The organism is Brevibacterium oceani (assembly GCF_017948325.1).
Taxonomy (GTDB): Bacteria; Actinomycetota; Actinomycetes; order Actinomycetales; family Brevibacteriaceae; genus Brevibacterium; species Brevibacterium oceani.
In genome coordinates this window covers 1,597,633-1,612,394 of record NZ_CP072846.1, presented here as the reverse complement: position 1 = coordinate 1,612,394, position 14,762 = coordinate 1,597,633, and the positions used below count along the sequence as shown (strand labels likewise).

Below are 14,762 nucleotides of genomic sequence, written 5' to 3'. Positions count from 1 at the left end.
TCTCGGCCCCAGACGCGCCCGGCCGCGGCGCCGGGCTCAGGCTTCGGCTGAGAGGTGACCGGCGGAAACGGCTGCGAAGCGTCCTCGCGTGTGCCAGGTGAGTCCGAGGTAGAGCGCGAACGAGGCGATGAATGACGGGATCGTCGCGCCCACGGGACTCGGATAGGCGTAGGTGAGCAGATAGGACACGAGCGCTCCGACCACCCAGACGCCCACTGCGGCCCAGTTGACTCCGCGGGTGTACGAGTAGAGTCCGCCGGAGTCGCGGAGGATGTCACGGGTGTAGACGCGACGTTTGATGATGTAGTAGTCGACGATGAGGATTGCGAAGACGGGGACGAAGAAGGCCCCGATCATGGTGAGGAAGGCGGTGTACTGGTCGAGCAGGGCCAGCCAGGTCGAGCCGATGATCGAGATCGCGCCGAGCACGAGTGCCACGGGCAGGAAGCGCAGCCGGGTCCGGCTCTGCGCCCCCACAACCGAGTTGACCATTCCGTAGACGACCATCGTGTTCGTCGCCATCACGGAGAGGAAGATGACGATGGCCAGTGCCCAACCGAATTCGTCGGCGAGCACGGTCGGGTCGAACGCGGCGGGCTCGCCACCGGCATCACCGGTCCCAGCCGATCCGCCTCGGTCGATGAGGATATAGCTGAAGGCCGTGAGACCGAGGACCATGGCGAGCACTGTCGAGGTGATGTAACCCAGCCCCGAGCCGACGACGCCTGCGCGCTGACTCTTTGCGAGCCGGTTGAGGTCCCCGGACAGCACGGTCCACGAGATCGCGGTGGAGATGACGATGTCGAGCGCGAGGGCAGGGGTGAACTCGAGCGACGGGTCGGTGCTCATCTGCGTGTACTCGCTCGGTGCGTGTCCGGTGAATGCCGTGACGAAGACGAAGGCCATGACGAGGAGGATGAGGAGGGCGAACCAGGGTTCTGCCTTCTCGATGCCTTCATGTCCGAGGATGGCGAGACCGACGACGAGGGCCTGGCAGAGGACGGAGAAGAGGATCGGGCTGGAGAAGCCCGTGGTCTGTTCGACGACGTAGTTGACGCTGATGCCCGCGAGCATGGCCTGCACCCATGACCACCCCATGAGGATGATGACATTGGCGGCGACGGGCAGATAGCTGCCCTTGGCGCCGAAGGCTCCGCGGGTGATCGCCATGGTCGCCAGGCCCGTGCGCGTACCGATGTTGCCGATGAGGGTGAGCACGATGGTGCCGATGATCGTTCCCACAACGATGACGATGACGGCGGTGGTGTAGTCGATGCCGGGCACGAAAAGCGTTCCCGTGAGCATGGTCGTGACGACGAGGTTCGCGGCCAGCCAGATCATGAACATCCGACGCCCGCTCAGAGTCCCGCGGATCACCCCGGATTCGTCGCTGCCGGACTCCAGCCGGTTCTCGATCCTGCGGTACCAGTTCACTGCGGGACCGCCTCGGCGTCGGTGTCAGCCTCGGCGTCGGTGTCAGCCTCGGGGTCACTGTCGGCATCGGCGGACGCCGGCACCGTCGAGAGATGTTCGTGCACGGCGATGAGGCGGGCATCGCCGAGGAGGCGGAAGACGATGCTCTCGCGTTCCCGGTAGGACTCACGACCGTGGGGAGTCTCGACGGTGGTGTCGACCGTGTGGGAGAAGACGGCCCCTCCGGGGAAGGTCTGGACGAGTCGTTCGGAGGAGCGGCAGTCGACCACGGACCATCCCTCGGCGAGCCAACCCTGCCATGTGTCCTCATACTCGGCGCGGCTGTCGAATCGTTTCGCTTCGGGGTGGAAGACGAATGAGGCGTCGGGGGCGAAGCCGGAGAAGTAGGCCTGCGTGTCGGTCGAAGCGAAGGCGGCGACGATCGCATCGGCCGCGGCGAGCACCTCGGCGATGCGTGGTTCGGCGTGTGATTCGGGTGTGTCTTCGGACATGGGATCGCTGCCTTTCGAAGGGGTGCGACGGTGCGACTGCGTGACACCCTAGCCCTCTGGTGATCCAGCGCACTGTCCATAGTGGAGCATTTGAGTACCCGACTATCCGTCCCGGTACTCACCGACCGAATCCCGAGATATGGCAATCACAGAGTGAGATCAATCGTAGAGTCGTACCACCTGGCCTGCAGGAATGGAGCGCGCACGGCCGCGGATCGTTCGCGCGCAATCGAGTGTGAAGGAGAACAAGCTTAGATGAGTCCGGAACTGATCTGCGTCGTCGTGCTCGGACTGATGTTCGTCATCGGCACGTGGCGCGACCTCAACATGGGCCTGCTCGGGTTCATTGCGGCCGCCGGCGTCGGCGGTCTCGTCCTCCATCAGGCGCCCGAGGAGTTCCTCTCGGGGTTCCCCGTCGACCTGTTCCTCACCCTGGTGGGCCTGACCTATCTGTTCGGCTTCGCTCAGAACAACGGTGCCATCGAGGTCATCGTCCACTGGTGTGTCCGGCTCGTCGGCGGGCGGGTCTCTCTCATGCCGTGGATCTTCTTCGCACTCACCGCCGTCCTCATCGCCCTCGGCGCGCTCTTCGCCGTGGCCATCATCGCTCCGCTGGCGCTGACGTTCGCACGCCGGAACCGGATCAACCAGTTCATGACCGGACTCCTCGTCGTCCACGGTGCACTGGCGGGAGCGTTCTCCCCCATCAGCGTCTACGGCATCTTCATCAACGACTACCTGGAGAAGAACGGGCTGACCCCGACACCGCTGTCGCTGTTCCTCGCCCCGCTGCTGTTCAACCTCGCATTCGCCTTCGTCGTCTACCTCGTCCTGCGCCGGCGGCCGGGCCTGCGTGCCGAGGCCGACGACCAAGCGACCGCCGCCGAGGATGAGGCGCATGTCCGGCTCTCCCGCGCGCAGATCCCCACCCTCATCGGCCTCGCCGCCATGGCCGTCTCCGTGATCGCCTTCGGCTGGGACGTCGGATTCGTCACCATCACGATCGCGATCGTCCTCGCCGTGATCAACCCGGCAGCCGGCAAGGCGGCGATGTCGAAGGTCTCCTGGTCGGTCGTCATCCTCATCACCGGTGTGCTCACTTATATCGCCGTGCTGCAGGAGGCGGGCACCGTCGAATGGGTCTCGGCGGGAATCTCATCGATCGGCATTCCGCTGCTCGCCGCACTGCTGCTGTTCTACATGTCCGGCCTGATCTCGGCGCTGGCGTCATCTCTGGCGATCATCGGCGTCGTCATCGCCCTGGCCGTGCCGTTCCTCGAATCCGGGGACGTCCATGTCGGCGGCTTCGTCGCTGCTCTGGCGATCGCGGCGACGATCGTCGACATCAGTCCGTTCTCGACCAACGGTGCGATGCTGCTGGCCAATGTCGATGCGTCGATCCGCGATCGCTACTACCGGCAGATGATCGGCTACGCGGGCCTCATGTGCCTCATCGGCCCGGGCCTGGCTTGGGTGGTGGCCGCCGTTCCGACGTGGATCGCGACCTGAACCAGCCGCCTCGGCGCGTTCGCCTCACATACTCCCGCTGGTCTGGAAGTTCCCGTGCCAGGCCAGGGCCTCGCCGAGGAGGTGCGGAGTGTGCCGTCCGGCGGGGTTGGCTGCGATCGCGCGTTCGAGGTAGTCGGAGAGTCGGTCACGATAGCTCGGGTGTGCGCATTCGGCGATGATCTTCCGTGCCCGCGCCACCGGCGAAAGCCCCCGCAGATCCGCCAGCCCCTGTTCGGTGACGAGGATCTGCGTGTCGTGTTCGGTGTGGTCGATGTGGCTGGCGAAGGGCACGATCGACGAGATCGCCCCGTCCTTGGCCAGCGAATTCGAGACGAAGAAGTTGAGATAGGCGTTGCGGGCGAAGTCCCCCGAGCCGCCGATGCCGTTGATGATCGACGACCCCATCACGTGCGTGGAGTTGACGTTGCCGTAGGTGTCGGCCTCGACCATGCCGTTGACCGCGATGACGCCGAGGCGGCGGATCGCTTCGGGATGGTTCGACATCTCCTGCGTTCGCAGCAGGATCCGCCCCTTGTAGGACTCGATGTTCTCATTGAAGCCGGCGGCGCGTTCGGCCGAGAGCGAGAAGGCTGTCTGCGAGGTTGCCCATGACGGCATTGGCGACGTTGCCGACGCCGGACTGCAGGGGCAGCAGCTCCGGCGGCAGTCGGTCGGCGGCGATCTCGTGTCGGAGGAAGTCGACGAGGTGGGCCGCGATCGCCTTCGAATCCTCGTCGGCGGGTTTGAACGGAAGGTTCCGGTCCGGCGCGTTCGTCTCGACGACGGCGACGACCTTGGCCGGGTCGACCCGCAGGTAGGGGTCGCCGATGCGCTGCATCGGCTCGAGCAGCTGGATCGGCAGCCGCTCGGGCGGGCGCCGGGTTCCGTAGTAGACATCGTGGAAGCCTTCGTAGGCCCGCGGATGCCAGGAGTTGACCTCGAGGATCACCTTGTCGGCGAGGTCGAGCCAGGTCTTCGAGTTCCCGACGGAGCTGCCGGGCACGAGCAGCCCGTTGGGCAGGATCGCGGCCACCCACGGCAGGTGATTCTCGACATTCATGTGAGTCTATCGGACGCTCTCACACGGTCGACTCGAGCCTCTGCGCAGCGAGGAACGCCGGTGCACCCAGGGCGATCCTGGCTTCGGCGATGACCCCGAGGCCGAGCATGTCCTCGTCGACGTCGAAGTCCTCGGTGTGGTGCCCTGCGGTCGTGTCCATGCCGATCTGGACGTAGGTGGCCAGTCCCCCGCGCTCCTTCACCCGTTTCATCATGGCCGTGGCGTCCTCCGATCCGCCGACTCCGCTCGAATCGCGGATCTCGGCGGCCCCGGGGACTCCTGTGAAGCTCTCCCGGATGAAGGGCAGGAGTTCGGGGCTCGGGTCCTCACGGTCGGCGCGTCCGACGACCGTGAGTGCGCAGTCGACTCCCTGCATCCGCGCGGCTCCCGCGATGACGTCCTGGGCTCGGGCGAACATGAACTCGTTGATCTCGCTCGTCTGTCCGCGCGTCTCGACACGGATCGTCGCTGCCCGGGGCACGACATTGCGGCCCTCCCCCGCGTGGAAGGTGCCGACGTTGATCCGGCTGGCGCCGGCCGAGTGGCGCGGGATCGCGTGGAGTCCGAGGGTCGCCGAGGCGGCGGCGAGCAGGGCGTTCCGGCCCTTCTCTGGGTCCCCACCGGCGTGGGAGCCGACTCCGGTGAAGGTGACGTCGAACTTCGTGCTGGCGAGGTATCCGTCGGACCCGGTGACGATGTTGCCCTTGCCGTCATCGGACTTCAGATGCGTGGCGACGAAGAGATCGACGTCGTCGAACCAGCCGGCGGCGACGATCGAATGCGCCCCACGGACCCCCTCCTCGGCGGGTTGGAAGATGATCTTCACCGTCCCGGTCAGTGCCTCAAGACGGTCGCTGAGGACGGTGGCGAGCCCGAGTCCGATCGCCGCGTGCCCGTCGTGGCCGCACCCGTGCATCGCGGCCTCGTTGACCGAGGAGAATCCCTCGGCGAAGGGACGGTGCGATTCGTCTGCCGATTCGACGAGGTCGTTGGAGTCGATGTCGAAGCGGAAGCACACGACCGGGCCCGGACGGCCGGTCTCCAGAATGCCGAGGACACCGGTGAACCCATCGCCCATCTCCTCGACGAGTTCGGGATCCGCGCCCTGGGCCACGGCGCGTTCGCGTTCGGCGGCGAGCACCTCGGCGTCGGGCACACCCAACCGCTCACTCGCCTCGTGGAGCTCGGGTCCGAAGACCGTATCCCAGCCCAGCTCGCGCAGCTCGGTGATGATCGCCGAGGTGGTGCGGAACTCCGTCCATCCCGGTTCGGCGAACCGGTGGAAGTCACGTCGCCGGGCGACGAGTCGATCCTCCAGTCCCTCCGGCAGCGCTGTCATGGTCGATTCGGGTGCTGACGATGTCATTCTCGTGTCCTCGGATCGGTGCGGTCGGCTGTACCGATCCTATTCCCCCGTCGAGGCGGACCGGCACCGATGTCCGCATCGGCTCCGCTGTCTGTCCCTGCCCCTTGAGACCCCGTGACTGTCGGATCGTCGTCAGCGCAAGGCTGGGAACGGGAATGAACGCGATCGTCGTGAGCAGAAGCGCGAGCGTGACGATCATGATCGCTGTGATAAGACCCATCGTCAGCGACAGTGCGCCGACGAGCACCGCGGGCGCTCCGGCTCCGGCATAGAAGGCCAGATAGAGAGCGGCCGTGATGCCGGCACGGCTGCGCGGCGGAGTGAGATCGTCGATCTCGCGGTTGGCTCCCCAGTAGCTGAGCCCGTGTCCGAACCCGGTCGCCGCCGCGGCGACCGCCATGAGCGTGGTCACCGCGGCGCCCCCGAGCTCGGGCAGATTCGAACTCAGCAGCAGTGCGGCACCGAGGCCCATGAGCATGAGCCCGAGTGTCTGGGCGGCGCGGGGCTGGAACTTCGGGGCCAGCAGATGGCTGCCCGTCGACACGACGAGGACGGCGCCGACGATGAGCCCGGAGGCCAGGGGGCCTGATGTCGGCAGGATCTCCGCGGCCATCGAGGGCAGCAGGGCGAGGAAGAGTCCGAGTGCGGCCCAGCCGATGAAACCCGTGATGGCGGCGATGTTGAAGCTCACCCGCATGGGACCGGGCACCGCCGGCCAGGTCGGCCGCCACCGCTGACGGGTGAACGGGCGGTGCAGCGGCATGACCGCGGCGAGGACGGCGGAGACCGTGAGGAAGACAGCCATGACGACGAAGGGGGTGATAAGTGGCGCCTCAGCGTACTGGGCGATCGCTCCCGACAGGATCGGGCCGGCTCCGGTGCCGAGGACGAAGGCCATGGTCGCCAGTGTCGATCCGAGCCAGACGCGCCTGGCCGGAGAGGCCTCGACCATGAGCGCGATCCCCGCACCCGTTCCCAATCCGAGTCCGATGCCGATGAGCATCCGCCCGAGGAACAGGCCGATCACTTCGCCCGAGGCGAGGCCGAACAGCGTCGTGCCGAGGATGACGAGAGAGATCGCCACGACGAGCACGGGCTTGCGACCGAAGGCATCGGCGGCCGAACCGAAGAGGAGCAGGGACGGCAGGCAGCTGAGCACATAGGTCGCGTACAGCGCGGTCATCGTCGGATCCGACATCCCCAGGGACTGCTGAAAGAGGGGGTAGAGCGGGCTGGCGAGATTGGCCGCCGCGGAGAGTCCGAACAGCACGATAGCGCCGATCCACAGTTGTCGCCTCGATCCTCTGATCTTCACGTATTCGGGCAAGCAGAACCTCACTTTCTCTCACTGGCGGTCGGCGTCCGAGGGACTGGAATGGGGCCGATTCGGCCTCCGCCATCCATGATGAGGGACATGGAGTAGTGTTGTCTATCGCAAGAAACAGCACTGCATCGTTCGATAGGATCGCATGATTGACAACCGGCTGGTGATGCTCAGCATGATTGAGCGACACGGCACTGTGACCGCGGCGGCACACGCCCTGCACTATTCGCCGTCGACGGTCTCCCACCAGATCAGACAGCTCGCCGCCGAGCTCGGGGTCACGCTGCTCGAGCAGCGGGGGCGGACCATCCGGCTGACCGCTGCCGCGCTGTCACTGCTGCGTCATGTCGATGCCATGTCGACCGAGTGGGAGCTCGCACTGGCCGAGCTCGGCGAACACTCCGACGAGGTCTCCGGCTCGCTCGGGCTGTGTGGATTCTCCACCGCGGCCGGACTGCTCCTGCCGCCGACGATGAAGGCGCTGAATGAGCGGTTCCCTCGGCTGCGGACCCAGACGATCGAGGCCGAGCCCGGCGAATGCTTCGACTTCCTGCTCTCCGGGGATGCCGATGTCGGCGTGGTCGTGGCCACCTCCGACATACCGGCGGGGGCAGACGCGCGGTTCAGCCAGCGTTTCCTCATCGACGACCCCCTCGACCTCATGGTCCCCCTCGACCATCCGCTGGCAGAACGGGAGTCGGTGACGATCGCCGACACCGCCTCGCAGACGTGGATCCTCGGCCGGCCCGGCACCACCTACCACCAGCTGGTCATGGCCAGCTGCGCCGCGGCGGGGTTCACCCCGATCGTCGGTCACTACGCCAACGATTGGAACACCGGCACCGCACTCGTCCACAGCGGTTTCGGCATCTGCGTGGCCTCTCGGCTCTCGCGGTCCCAGGACCTCCATCCGGTTCGCCGTATCCCGCTCAGCGGGGAGAACGCCCCGACCCGTCACATCTCAGCGGTCACCCGGGCCGGCGCCGAGGAGCGTCTGACGATCCGCTTCACTCTCGATGCGCTCAGTGAGGAGACGCAGCGTCTCATGGCACGCCTCGGACGTGATCTGCTGAGCTGATCGTCGCGGCGCCGTCACACGAGCCCAAACCGCAGCGCCGTCCGGCGGGCCATCCCATTGCGGCCTCAGAGCTCCCGGACCACCCGGAAGCCGATGTTCGACGCCGAGGAGTCCGGGGTGTTCGATGATCGCGCCGCCACGCGATAGCGATTGCAGTACGAGTCGTGGCAGAGGAAGGAACCTCCGCGCATGATCCTCTTCTCCCCCGTCTCGGGACCGCGCGGGTCGGCCTGCGGCGAGCGCTGGTAGTAGTCGCGGTCGAAGTAGTCGGCGCACCATTCCCACACGTTGCCGACGGTGTTGTACAGACCCAGGCCGTTCGGGGCGAAGTGTCTGGCCGGTGCGGTCCCGATGTACCCGTCGTCGCGGGTGTTCCTGCTTGGGAACTCGCCCTGCCAGATGTTGCAGTTCCAGTCCCCGTCGATGAGCACCCGGTTGCCCCACGGGTAGCGACGTCCTTTGAGTCCGCCGCGGGCGGCGCATTCCCATTCGGCTTCGCTCGGCAGGCGGGTGCCCGACCACGCACAGTAGGCGACCGCGTCGTCCCAGCTGACGTGGACGACGGGATGGTCTGCCCGGTCGGTGAGATCGGAGCCGGGTCCCTCGGGTGCCGCCCAGTGCGCGCCGGAGACCTCCACCCACCAGGGCACTCCCGGCGCCCGGCCGAGGACGTGGCCCGAAGCCTGCGGATTGTCCTCGAGCAGCATCGCGAACACCGCCGATGTGCCCAGCCTCTCTGCGGTGGTGACGAAGCCCGTCGCCGAGACGAAACGGGCGAAGTCGTCATTCGTCACCGTCGTCGCAGCGATCTCGTATTCACTCAGCCACACGCGGTGTCGAGGTCCTTCTCCGTCTGCCGGGTGTCCGTCGCCGAAGGGGTCGCCCATGTCGAAGGTGCCGCCTGAGGTGACGAAGTCGAAGCTGAAGCCGACGGCCTCATCTGCCCGTGCGGTCGGCATCGCCGCACCTGCGTCGCTGGAGACGTTGTCGGTCGTCCGCTCGACCGCAGGTGCGCAGCAGGAATGCGCACCTTCGCCGAGGATGCCGTCCGTTCCGTCGACCGCTGCGTTCACGTGTGCACCCCTCTGCCTCGATTCTCCTGCTCGCACCACCTTACGATGTCGGCTGTACTCGGTGCTGTGAGTGCGAGAAGGTTGAGAGATGAGCACACAGTCCTCATCGAACCCGGTGATGCCGATCCGGAGGCCGCGATCGCGCATGCGGCGATCGAGCACGTCCTCACCGAGGCACGGATCGCCCTGCCGCAGGTCCACCACGGCGACGCAATCGCCTCCTGGGTCGTCAATGCGCGAGCGATCCGGCGCGGGCACGCGGTGCGGACCGGTCTCGAGGACACGCCCGTGCTCATCGACGGCAGCCAGGCGACGGGCAATGCCGAACTCGTCGCCGTGGCGGCGGGGCTCATCGCCGAGCTGAGCACCTGACTGCGGCATGGTCGAGCGCTAGCCTGGAGGCATGAACGACCATCACCTCAAGAGTCACAGTGACGCACCGCAGGGTTTCTTCGCCGCCGAGGCGGCCGGGCTGAAGTGGTTGGCCGAACCGGGGGTGATCCCCGTCGTCGAAGTCATCGACTCCGGCGAGGACCACCTGCGGCTCGAACGCCTCGAGGAGGTCGGGCCCGACGCGGATGCCGCCGCAGTGTTCGGCCGCAGGCTCGCACGGCTCCATGACTCCGGCGCTCCCGGGTTCGGCTGGTCGCCGTCCGAATCGGCGTTCTTCGGTCCCCTCGACGCCCCGTTCGCCGTTGCCAACGATGCGGTGTCGGTCTTCTGCGACTATTGGGCCGATCAGCGTCTGTCGCCGATCCTCACCTGGCTCGACGGCGAGCTCACGGATGATGAGAAGGACACGGTCACCTCGGCGATCGAGGTGATCCGCAGCGGCGCCTTCGACGGCATCTGCGGCGACGGCGTCGAAGCGCCGGCCCGGGTGCACGGTGATCTGTGGGCCGGCAACCTCATGTGGACTCCTGACGGGTGCACGCTCATCGATCCTGCCGCCCACGGCGGGCACCGACTGGAGGATCTCGCGCTGCTCGCGCTCTTCGGTACACCGTTCCTCGAGGAGATCTTCACCGGCTACGAGGAGGTTCATCCGATGCCTGCGGGGTGGCGGGAGGACCTGCCTGTGCACAGCTTCTTCGCACTGCTTGCCCATGTGCGGCTCTTCGGTCGCGGTTTCCTCGCTCAGACCCTGGGCGCGGCCAGGTCGATCACTGCTCGCGCACGACAGCTGCAGGCGTAGGACCGGGCCGACCCGATGCACCGGGTCGAACCGGTCCTGCCGGCCGGAACTCGCTGAGTCCGGAGCGGTTACTTCAGTGAGATCTCGACGGGATCGGCGAACAATCCGCCGGCGAAGGTGAGCCGGCTCGGGTCGACGTCCTCCGGCACGTCGAAGACGAGGACGCCCTTCGCGGTGTTGCCGGGGTTGATCTCTTCGAGGAAGAGGATGTTGTCCTTCGCCGCGTAGATGCCCGCTTCGGAATCGGCGGAGTAGCTGTTGTCCTGATCGTCGGCGAGTTTGATGTCGTCTTCGAAGAAGTAGTCGGGTTCGGAACCGGTGTTCTTCACCGACAGTGAGATCTGTACGAACTGTCCCTGGGCCTCGGCTCCGAGGTATTCGTCGCCGACCTTCGAGACCCCGTCTTCGACCTCGTCGACGGTGATCTCCCAGTCGTCGGCGGCGACCGTGTCGCCGATGCCGTGTGCGGACTCTTCGGCGGGCTTCTCAGCCTTCGCCTCCTTTTCGCCGCCGCCGGCCTGCTGTTCGTCTGCCGAGGTGGAGTCGGCCGACTCGGTGCTGGTTTCGTCTCCTCCGCCGCCGAGTGCACTGACCAGGGCGATGAGGACGACGATGACGATCAGCCAGAACCACCAGCGTTTGAGCAGGGGCTTCTTCGGCTTCGGCGGCTTCTGACCGGAGGGCTGCTGCGGTGGGTATCCGCCGCCGGGGTATCCGGGTGAGGGGGTCTGCTGCGGGGGAACCCACTGCTGCGGGTTCTGGGGGTGTGGGCCTTGGGGGTGCGAGCCTTGGGACTGCGAGTACTGGGGAATCTGGAACTGCGGCTGCTGGGGTGGATTCTGGGGGTTCTGCGGGTGGGACATGGCGCTCCTTCGAAACGGTTGCCGGCTGACTCCATCAGCCTCGTCGGTCCCGTCCGATCGCACGTCCGCACTTCGGCTCGAACCGGCTGGCCGATCGGCTGATCGACCTCAGCCGATCGGTGGACTACACGCGTCAGGGGTCGCGGCTACGATTCTTCTGTGGCAGAACAATTCCTCACTCCGACCGTCAACGGTCCGGAGCCTTCGGCAACCGCGGCCGGGCATCGCGGCCGAGTCGGCCCGCCGGTGGCGCGGCCCCGGACGATCCCTCGCGCCGTGCGCATCGCGGGAAGCATCCTCATCGGCGTCGTCCTCTTCCTCATCGGGTTCTTCGCCTCGGCGATGGCGGTCACGGCGGCTCCGTGGGCGTTCTCCGACGGCGAGCTCAACGACGCCGGGATCGTCACGGTGCTGCTCCTCGTCCCCGTCTGGGGGCTCGTGTTCCTTCGCCGTCGGTGGCCGTGGGCCCTCTTCGTTGCCGGGGCTGTGCTCACCACGGGGTGGGGCGATGCCTTCCTCCTGCTCATCGGGCTGTTCCACCTCGTCATCCGCGCGTCGATTCGGCAGGCGATCATCGCCTCGGCGGTGGGATTCGCGCTGGTCGCCGGGTCGACGGTGAGGATGTGTCTGGCTCCGGCACGGCACAACCCGTTCGGCCTCTTCTTTCTGCCCGACCCGGCGCAGGTGACCGGCGCCGAGGCGGCCGTCCCACCCGATGATTCGCTGCTGGCCATGACGATCATGACCATCGCCGCGTCCACCATCGGGCTGGGGGTGAGCCTCGGGGTCGGTGCGCTGCTGCGACGGACGAGGAGGATGAGGAGTGTGGAGTCGCTCGCGGAGCGTCAGACCCTGCGCAACGAGTCGCTCACCGCAAAGCTCGCGCGACAGTCCGAACGCGAACTGCTCGCTCGCGAACTCCACGACACGCTGTCGCACCGCCTGTCGGTGATCTCTTTGCACAGCGGTGCCCTGGAGATCGGTGCCGAGACCGACCCCGAGGTCGCGTCGACGGCGGCGGCGCTGCGGCAGGAGGCACGCGCGTCTCTGGAGGACCTGCGCCACCTCGTGGGTGGGGTGAGGGAGGGAGATCTCACCGATCCGAGCACCCACCGCGGAAGTGTGACGCCACCGAACCGGGCGTCGCTGCAGTCGATCCCGCAGCTCATCGCATCAGTCCAGACCACCGGCACGATCATCCGCCCTTCGATCATCATCCAGGATGTCGAACACTGTCCCACGGGTTTGGACCGGGCGATCTATCGCATCGTCCAGGAGGCGCTGACCAATGCGATGAAGCATGCCCCGAATTCTCCGGTGAACCTCAGCGTCTCCGTCTCGGCGGCCGGTGGGGCACGGATCGTCGCCGCCAATCCCATCACAGCCTCGCCTGGCCCCGTCCAGGTGCCGCCGCGACCGCAGTTCGCCCCGGACTCGACGGCGTCGGGTCGACCGGTCTCCGCGGCTGGGAGTTCGACCGCGCAGAGCTCCGTGGCAGGGGGTTCCGCGGCTCAGATCCCTTCGGCTCAGGTCTCTGGCGATCTGGCTTCGTCGGGCTCGGGGGCCGGCCTCGTCGGCATCCGCGAGCGGGTCGACCTGTACGGGGGTTCGGCGACGATCGGGGCGCGTGGAGGCGAGTTCCTCGTCGACGTGAGCTTTCCGCCGTTCCCACCCGGCACCTGATTCCTTCTTCGTGGCCTGCGGCCCGGAGCGGCTCAGGTAATCTGACGATCATGAACCCATCCGCTCCGATTCGTGTCATCGTCGTCGACGACGATCCCATGGTCATCACCGGGATCAGGGGGATTCTGCAGGCCGCAGACGATATCGAGGTGGTCGGCTCCGCAGCGAGCGGCGAAGAAGCCATCGAGAAGGCGGCCCTGCACTACCCCGATGTCGTGCTCATGGACATCCGGATGCCGGGGATCGGAGGAATCGACGCGACCGAGCGCCTCGTCAACAGCACCCGCCCTCCGAAGGTGGTGGCATTGACGAGCATGGACAGCGACGATCATCTCTTCCGCGCGCTCGAAGCGGGAGCGAACGGATACCTGCTCAAGGACATCGGACCGGTGGAGTTGGCGATCGCGGTCCGCAGGGTCCACGCAGGAGAATCGATCCTGGCGCCGCGGTCGATGCGGCAGCTCATCGCGAAGGTCACTTCGAGCGCCGACCATCGCCTGCAGCGCGAAGCCGCGCAGCTCCTGGCGGCACTCACCGACAAGGAGCTGGAGATCGCCGAGCTCGTCTCCGAGGGCCTGTCGAATCAGGAGATCGCCGAGCGGACCTTCATGAGTCAGGCGACGGTGAAGACGCATCTCAATCGCATCAACATCAAACTCGATACGGACAATCGCGTGCGCATCGCCACGATGGTCGTCAGAGCGCAGAAGATCTGAGTCGGGACGACACTGCACAGAAAGGTCGCTGCACGGGCCGGCATCGTCCTGCATCGATGGGATCCGTGACAGAATTCATCGTTTCTTTATCGCCAATCGCAGAAGTGATTGTCTGCTCCGTCTAAGATCGGCAGTGATGGTTGCTGAGTCTTATGTCGAATCCGAGGATATGATCGGCAGCCCCTCCGAACGCAGTCCCCGGACGGCTCGACTACAGGGGCTGCTCCTTCGGGCAACCTCCATCTGGGTTCTGGCCCTGGCCTTCGCCGTGGTCACGGTGCTCGCCGCAGGGCCGCTGCGCGTCTGGGACTACAAGCTCAACCGCCGGTGGCTCTACCTCTTCAATCAGGAGCTCGTCTGGTTCGTCCAGCACATCCTCGACCCCATCGCCGGTCAGGCCGTCTGCCTTCCGGTGCTCGTCGTCACAGCGATCACGCTGGCACGTCGACGGCGGTCATGGCGGCCGGTCGTCATCGCCGTCGCCGCCGAGGCCGCGTTCTACCTCGGTGTCGGTTCGTTCAAGCTGCTGCTCGCCCGACCCGCGACGACGCTGCACGACCCCCGATTCTTCCAGGGCGGTCTGCTCGACCTCGGGGACCGCGGAATCAGCTATCCCTCTGGTCACGCAGCCGAGGCGGTGCTCATCTACGGCACGGTCGCCTACCTCATCGCCACCTACAGCAGCGCCTCCACCCGGACCGTCCGACGTCTGTGGTGGGCGGTCGCCGTGATCAGCGCGAATTCGGTCGTTGTGTCGTTCGCCCTCGGATGGCATTGGGCCACCGACCTCGTCGGGGGTCTGCTGGCCGGCGGACTGTTCCTGCGGATCATCATGAGCGTCGATCGGCGTGTGCCGGCGTTGAGGACCTGAGCGCCCGGCAATACGTCACCGCCGTGATTACGTCAGCGGCATGAGAGCGTCACCGCCGGCAGTGCGTCACCACTGACAGTGTGTCACCGCCGACGGTGC

At 66.6% G+C, this 14,762-nt stretch carries 13 protein-coding genes and 1 pseudogene; 7 read left to right on the top strand and 7 right to left on the bottom strand.

Annotated features, from left to right (window positions below; genetic code table 11):
* Nucleotides 1-36: 36 nt before the first annotated feature.
* Entirely contained in the window at nucleotides 37-1,434 is a 1,398-nt protein-coding gene (locus tag J9314_RS07060) for a purine-cytosine permease family protein (RefSeq protein WP_343207051.1), read from the bottom strand.
* A complete protein-coding gene (locus J9314_RS07055) occupies nucleotides 1,431-1,925 on the bottom strand; it encodes a YybH family protein (RefSeq protein WP_210605098.1) in 495 nt (164 codons plus the stop codon). The genes J9314_RS07060 and J9314_RS07055 overlap by 4 nt, the downstream gene beginning before the upstream one ends.
* 255 nt (nucleotides 1,926-2,180) lie before the next feature.
* On the opposite strand from J9314_RS07055, the gene J9314_RS07050 reads away from it, so the two are divergent.
* Nucleotides 2,181-3,434 (top strand): SLC13 family permease, encoded by a 1,254-nt coding sequence (locus tag J9314_RS07050; RefSeq protein ID WP_210605097.1) that lies wholly within the window; start codon nucleotides 2,181-2,183, stop codon nucleotides 3,432-3,434.
* Between the two features lie 24 nt (nucleotides 3,435-3,458).
* On the opposite strand, the pseudogene J9314_RS07045 reads toward J9314_RS07050, so the two are convergent.
* From J9314_RS07045 to J9314_RS07035, 3 genes and pseudogenes are all read right to left on the bottom strand, one after another.
* Nucleotides 3,459-4,467, bottom strand: a pseudogene (locus J9314_RS07045) (acetyl-CoA hydrolase/transferase C-terminal domain-containing protein); the annotation flags it as partial.
* 46 nt (nucleotides 4,468-4,513) lie between these two features.
* Nucleotides 4,514-5,860 (bottom strand): amidohydrolase, encoded by a 1,347-nt coding sequence (locus J9314_RS07040; protein ID WP_246490655.1) that lies wholly within the window; start codon nucleotides 5,858-5,860, stop codon nucleotides 4,514-4,516.
* Nucleotides 5,781-7,130 (bottom strand): MFS transporter, encoded by a 1,350-nt coding sequence (locus tag J9314_RS07035; protein ID WP_210605096.1) that lies wholly within the window; start codon nucleotides 7,128-7,130, stop codon nucleotides 5,781-5,783. Before J9314_RS07035 ends, J9314_RS07040 begins: the two co-directional genes overlap by 80 nt.
* Before the next feature lie 199 nt (nucleotides 7,131-7,329).
* Here J9314_RS07035 and J9314_RS07030 point away from each other — a divergent pair, with 199 nt between their 5' ends.
* Complete coding sequence (locus J9314_RS07030; protein WP_210605095.1) at nucleotides 7,330-8,262, top strand: LysR family transcriptional regulator; 933 nt, start codon at nucleotides 7,330-7,332, stop codon at nucleotides 8,260-8,262.
* Between the two features lie 65 nt (nucleotides 8,263-8,327).
* Here J9314_RS07030 and J9314_RS07025 read toward each other — a convergent pair whose 3' ends face one another.
* Complete coding sequence (locus tag J9314_RS07025; protein WP_210605574.1) at nucleotides 8,328-9,221, bottom strand: formylglycine-generating enzyme family protein; 894 nt, start codon at nucleotides 9,219-9,221, stop codon at nucleotides 8,328-8,330.
* A gap of 180 nt (nucleotides 9,222-9,401) precedes the next feature.
* Here J9314_RS07025 and J9314_RS07020 point away from each other — a divergent pair, with 180 nt between their 5' ends.
* On the top strand, nucleotides 9,402-9,707 hold the full coding sequence (locus J9314_RS07020; RefSeq protein WP_210605094.1) for a 3-keto-5-aminohexanoate cleavage protein: 306 nt from the start codon (nucleotides 9,402-9,404) through the stop codon (nucleotides 9,705-9,707).
* Nucleotides 9,708-9,738: 31 nt separating this feature from the next.
* On the top strand, nucleotides 9,739-10,530 hold the full coding sequence (locus J9314_RS07015; RefSeq protein ID WP_210605093.1) for a fructosamine kinase family protein: 792 nt from the start codon (nucleotides 9,739-9,741) through the stop codon (nucleotides 10,528-10,530).
* A gap of 68 nt (nucleotides 10,531-10,598) precedes the next feature.
* Here J9314_RS07015 and J9314_RS07010 read toward each other — a convergent pair whose 3' ends face one another.
* Nucleotides 10,599-11,393: a DUF4352 domain-containing protein gene (locus J9314_RS07010; protein ID WP_210605092.1), complete on the bottom strand. Its 795-nt coding sequence runs from the start codon at nucleotides 11,391-11,393 to the stop codon at nucleotides 10,599-10,601.
* 159 nt (nucleotides 11,394-11,552) lie between these two features.
* Here J9314_RS07010 and J9314_RS07005 point away from each other — a divergent pair, with 159 nt between their 5' ends.
* The 3 genes from J9314_RS07005 to J9314_RS06995 all read left to right on the top strand — a co-directional run bounded on the left by J9314_RS07005 (nucleotide 11,553) and on the right by J9314_RS06995 (nucleotide 14,663).
* Nucleotides 11,553-13,076, top strand: a complete 1,524-nt coding sequence (locus tag J9314_RS07005) for a sensor histidine kinase (RefSeq protein WP_246490654.1) — start codon at nucleotides 11,553-11,555, stop codon at nucleotides 13,074-13,076.
* Between the two features lie 50 nt (nucleotides 13,077-13,126).
* Entirely contained in the window at nucleotides 13,127-13,792 is a 666-nt protein-coding gene (locus tag J9314_RS07000) for a response regulator transcription factor (protein WP_246490653.1), read from the top strand.
* 136 nt (nucleotides 13,793-13,928) lie between these two features.
* The gene (locus J9314_RS06995) at nucleotides 13,929-14,663 is read left to right on the top strand and encodes a phosphatase PAP2 family protein (protein WP_246490652.1); all 735 of its coding nucleotides are present in this window, start codon (nucleotides 13,929-13,931) and stop codon (nucleotides 14,661-14,663) included.
* Nucleotides 14,664-14,762: the final 99 nt, after the last annotated feature.

Excerpts from the sequence above, each read along its gene's own strand:
- J9314_RS07055 (WP_210605098.1), bottom strand. The coding sequence starts at position 1,925 with ATGTCCGAAGACACACCCGAATCACACGCCGAACCACGCATCGCCGAG.
- J9314_RS07050 (WP_210605097.1), top strand. The coding sequence starts at position 2,181 with ATGAGTCCGGAACTGATCTGCGTCGTCGTGCTCGGACTGATGTTCGTC.
- J9314_RS07040 (WP_246490655.1), bottom strand. The coding sequence starts at position 5,860 with ATGACATCGTCAGCACCCGAATCGACCATGACAGCGCTGCCGGAGGGA.
- J9314_RS07030 (WP_210605095.1), top strand. The coding sequence starts at position 7,330 with ATGATTGACAACCGGCTGGTGATGCTCAGCATGATTGAGCGACACGGC.
- J9314_RS07025 (WP_210605574.1), bottom strand. The coding sequence starts at position 9,221 with ATGCCGACCGCACGGGCAGATGAGGCCGTCGGCTTCAGCTTCGACTTC.
- J9314_RS07015 (WP_210605093.1), top strand. The coding sequence starts at position 9,739 with ATGAACGACCATCACCTCAAGAGTCACAGTGACGCACCGCAGGGTTTC.
- J9314_RS07010 (WP_210605092.1), bottom strand. The coding sequence starts at position 11,393 with ATGTCCCACCCGCAGAACCCCCAGAATCCACCCCAGCAGCCGCAGTTC.
- J9314_RS07000 (WP_246490653.1), top strand. The coding sequence starts at position 13,127 with ATGAACCCATCCGCTCCGATTCGTGTCATCGTCGTCGACGACGATCCC.
- J9314_RS06995 (WP_246490652.1), top strand. The coding sequence starts at position 13,929 with ATGGTTGCTGAGTCTTATGTCGAATCCGAGGATATGATCGGCAGCCCC.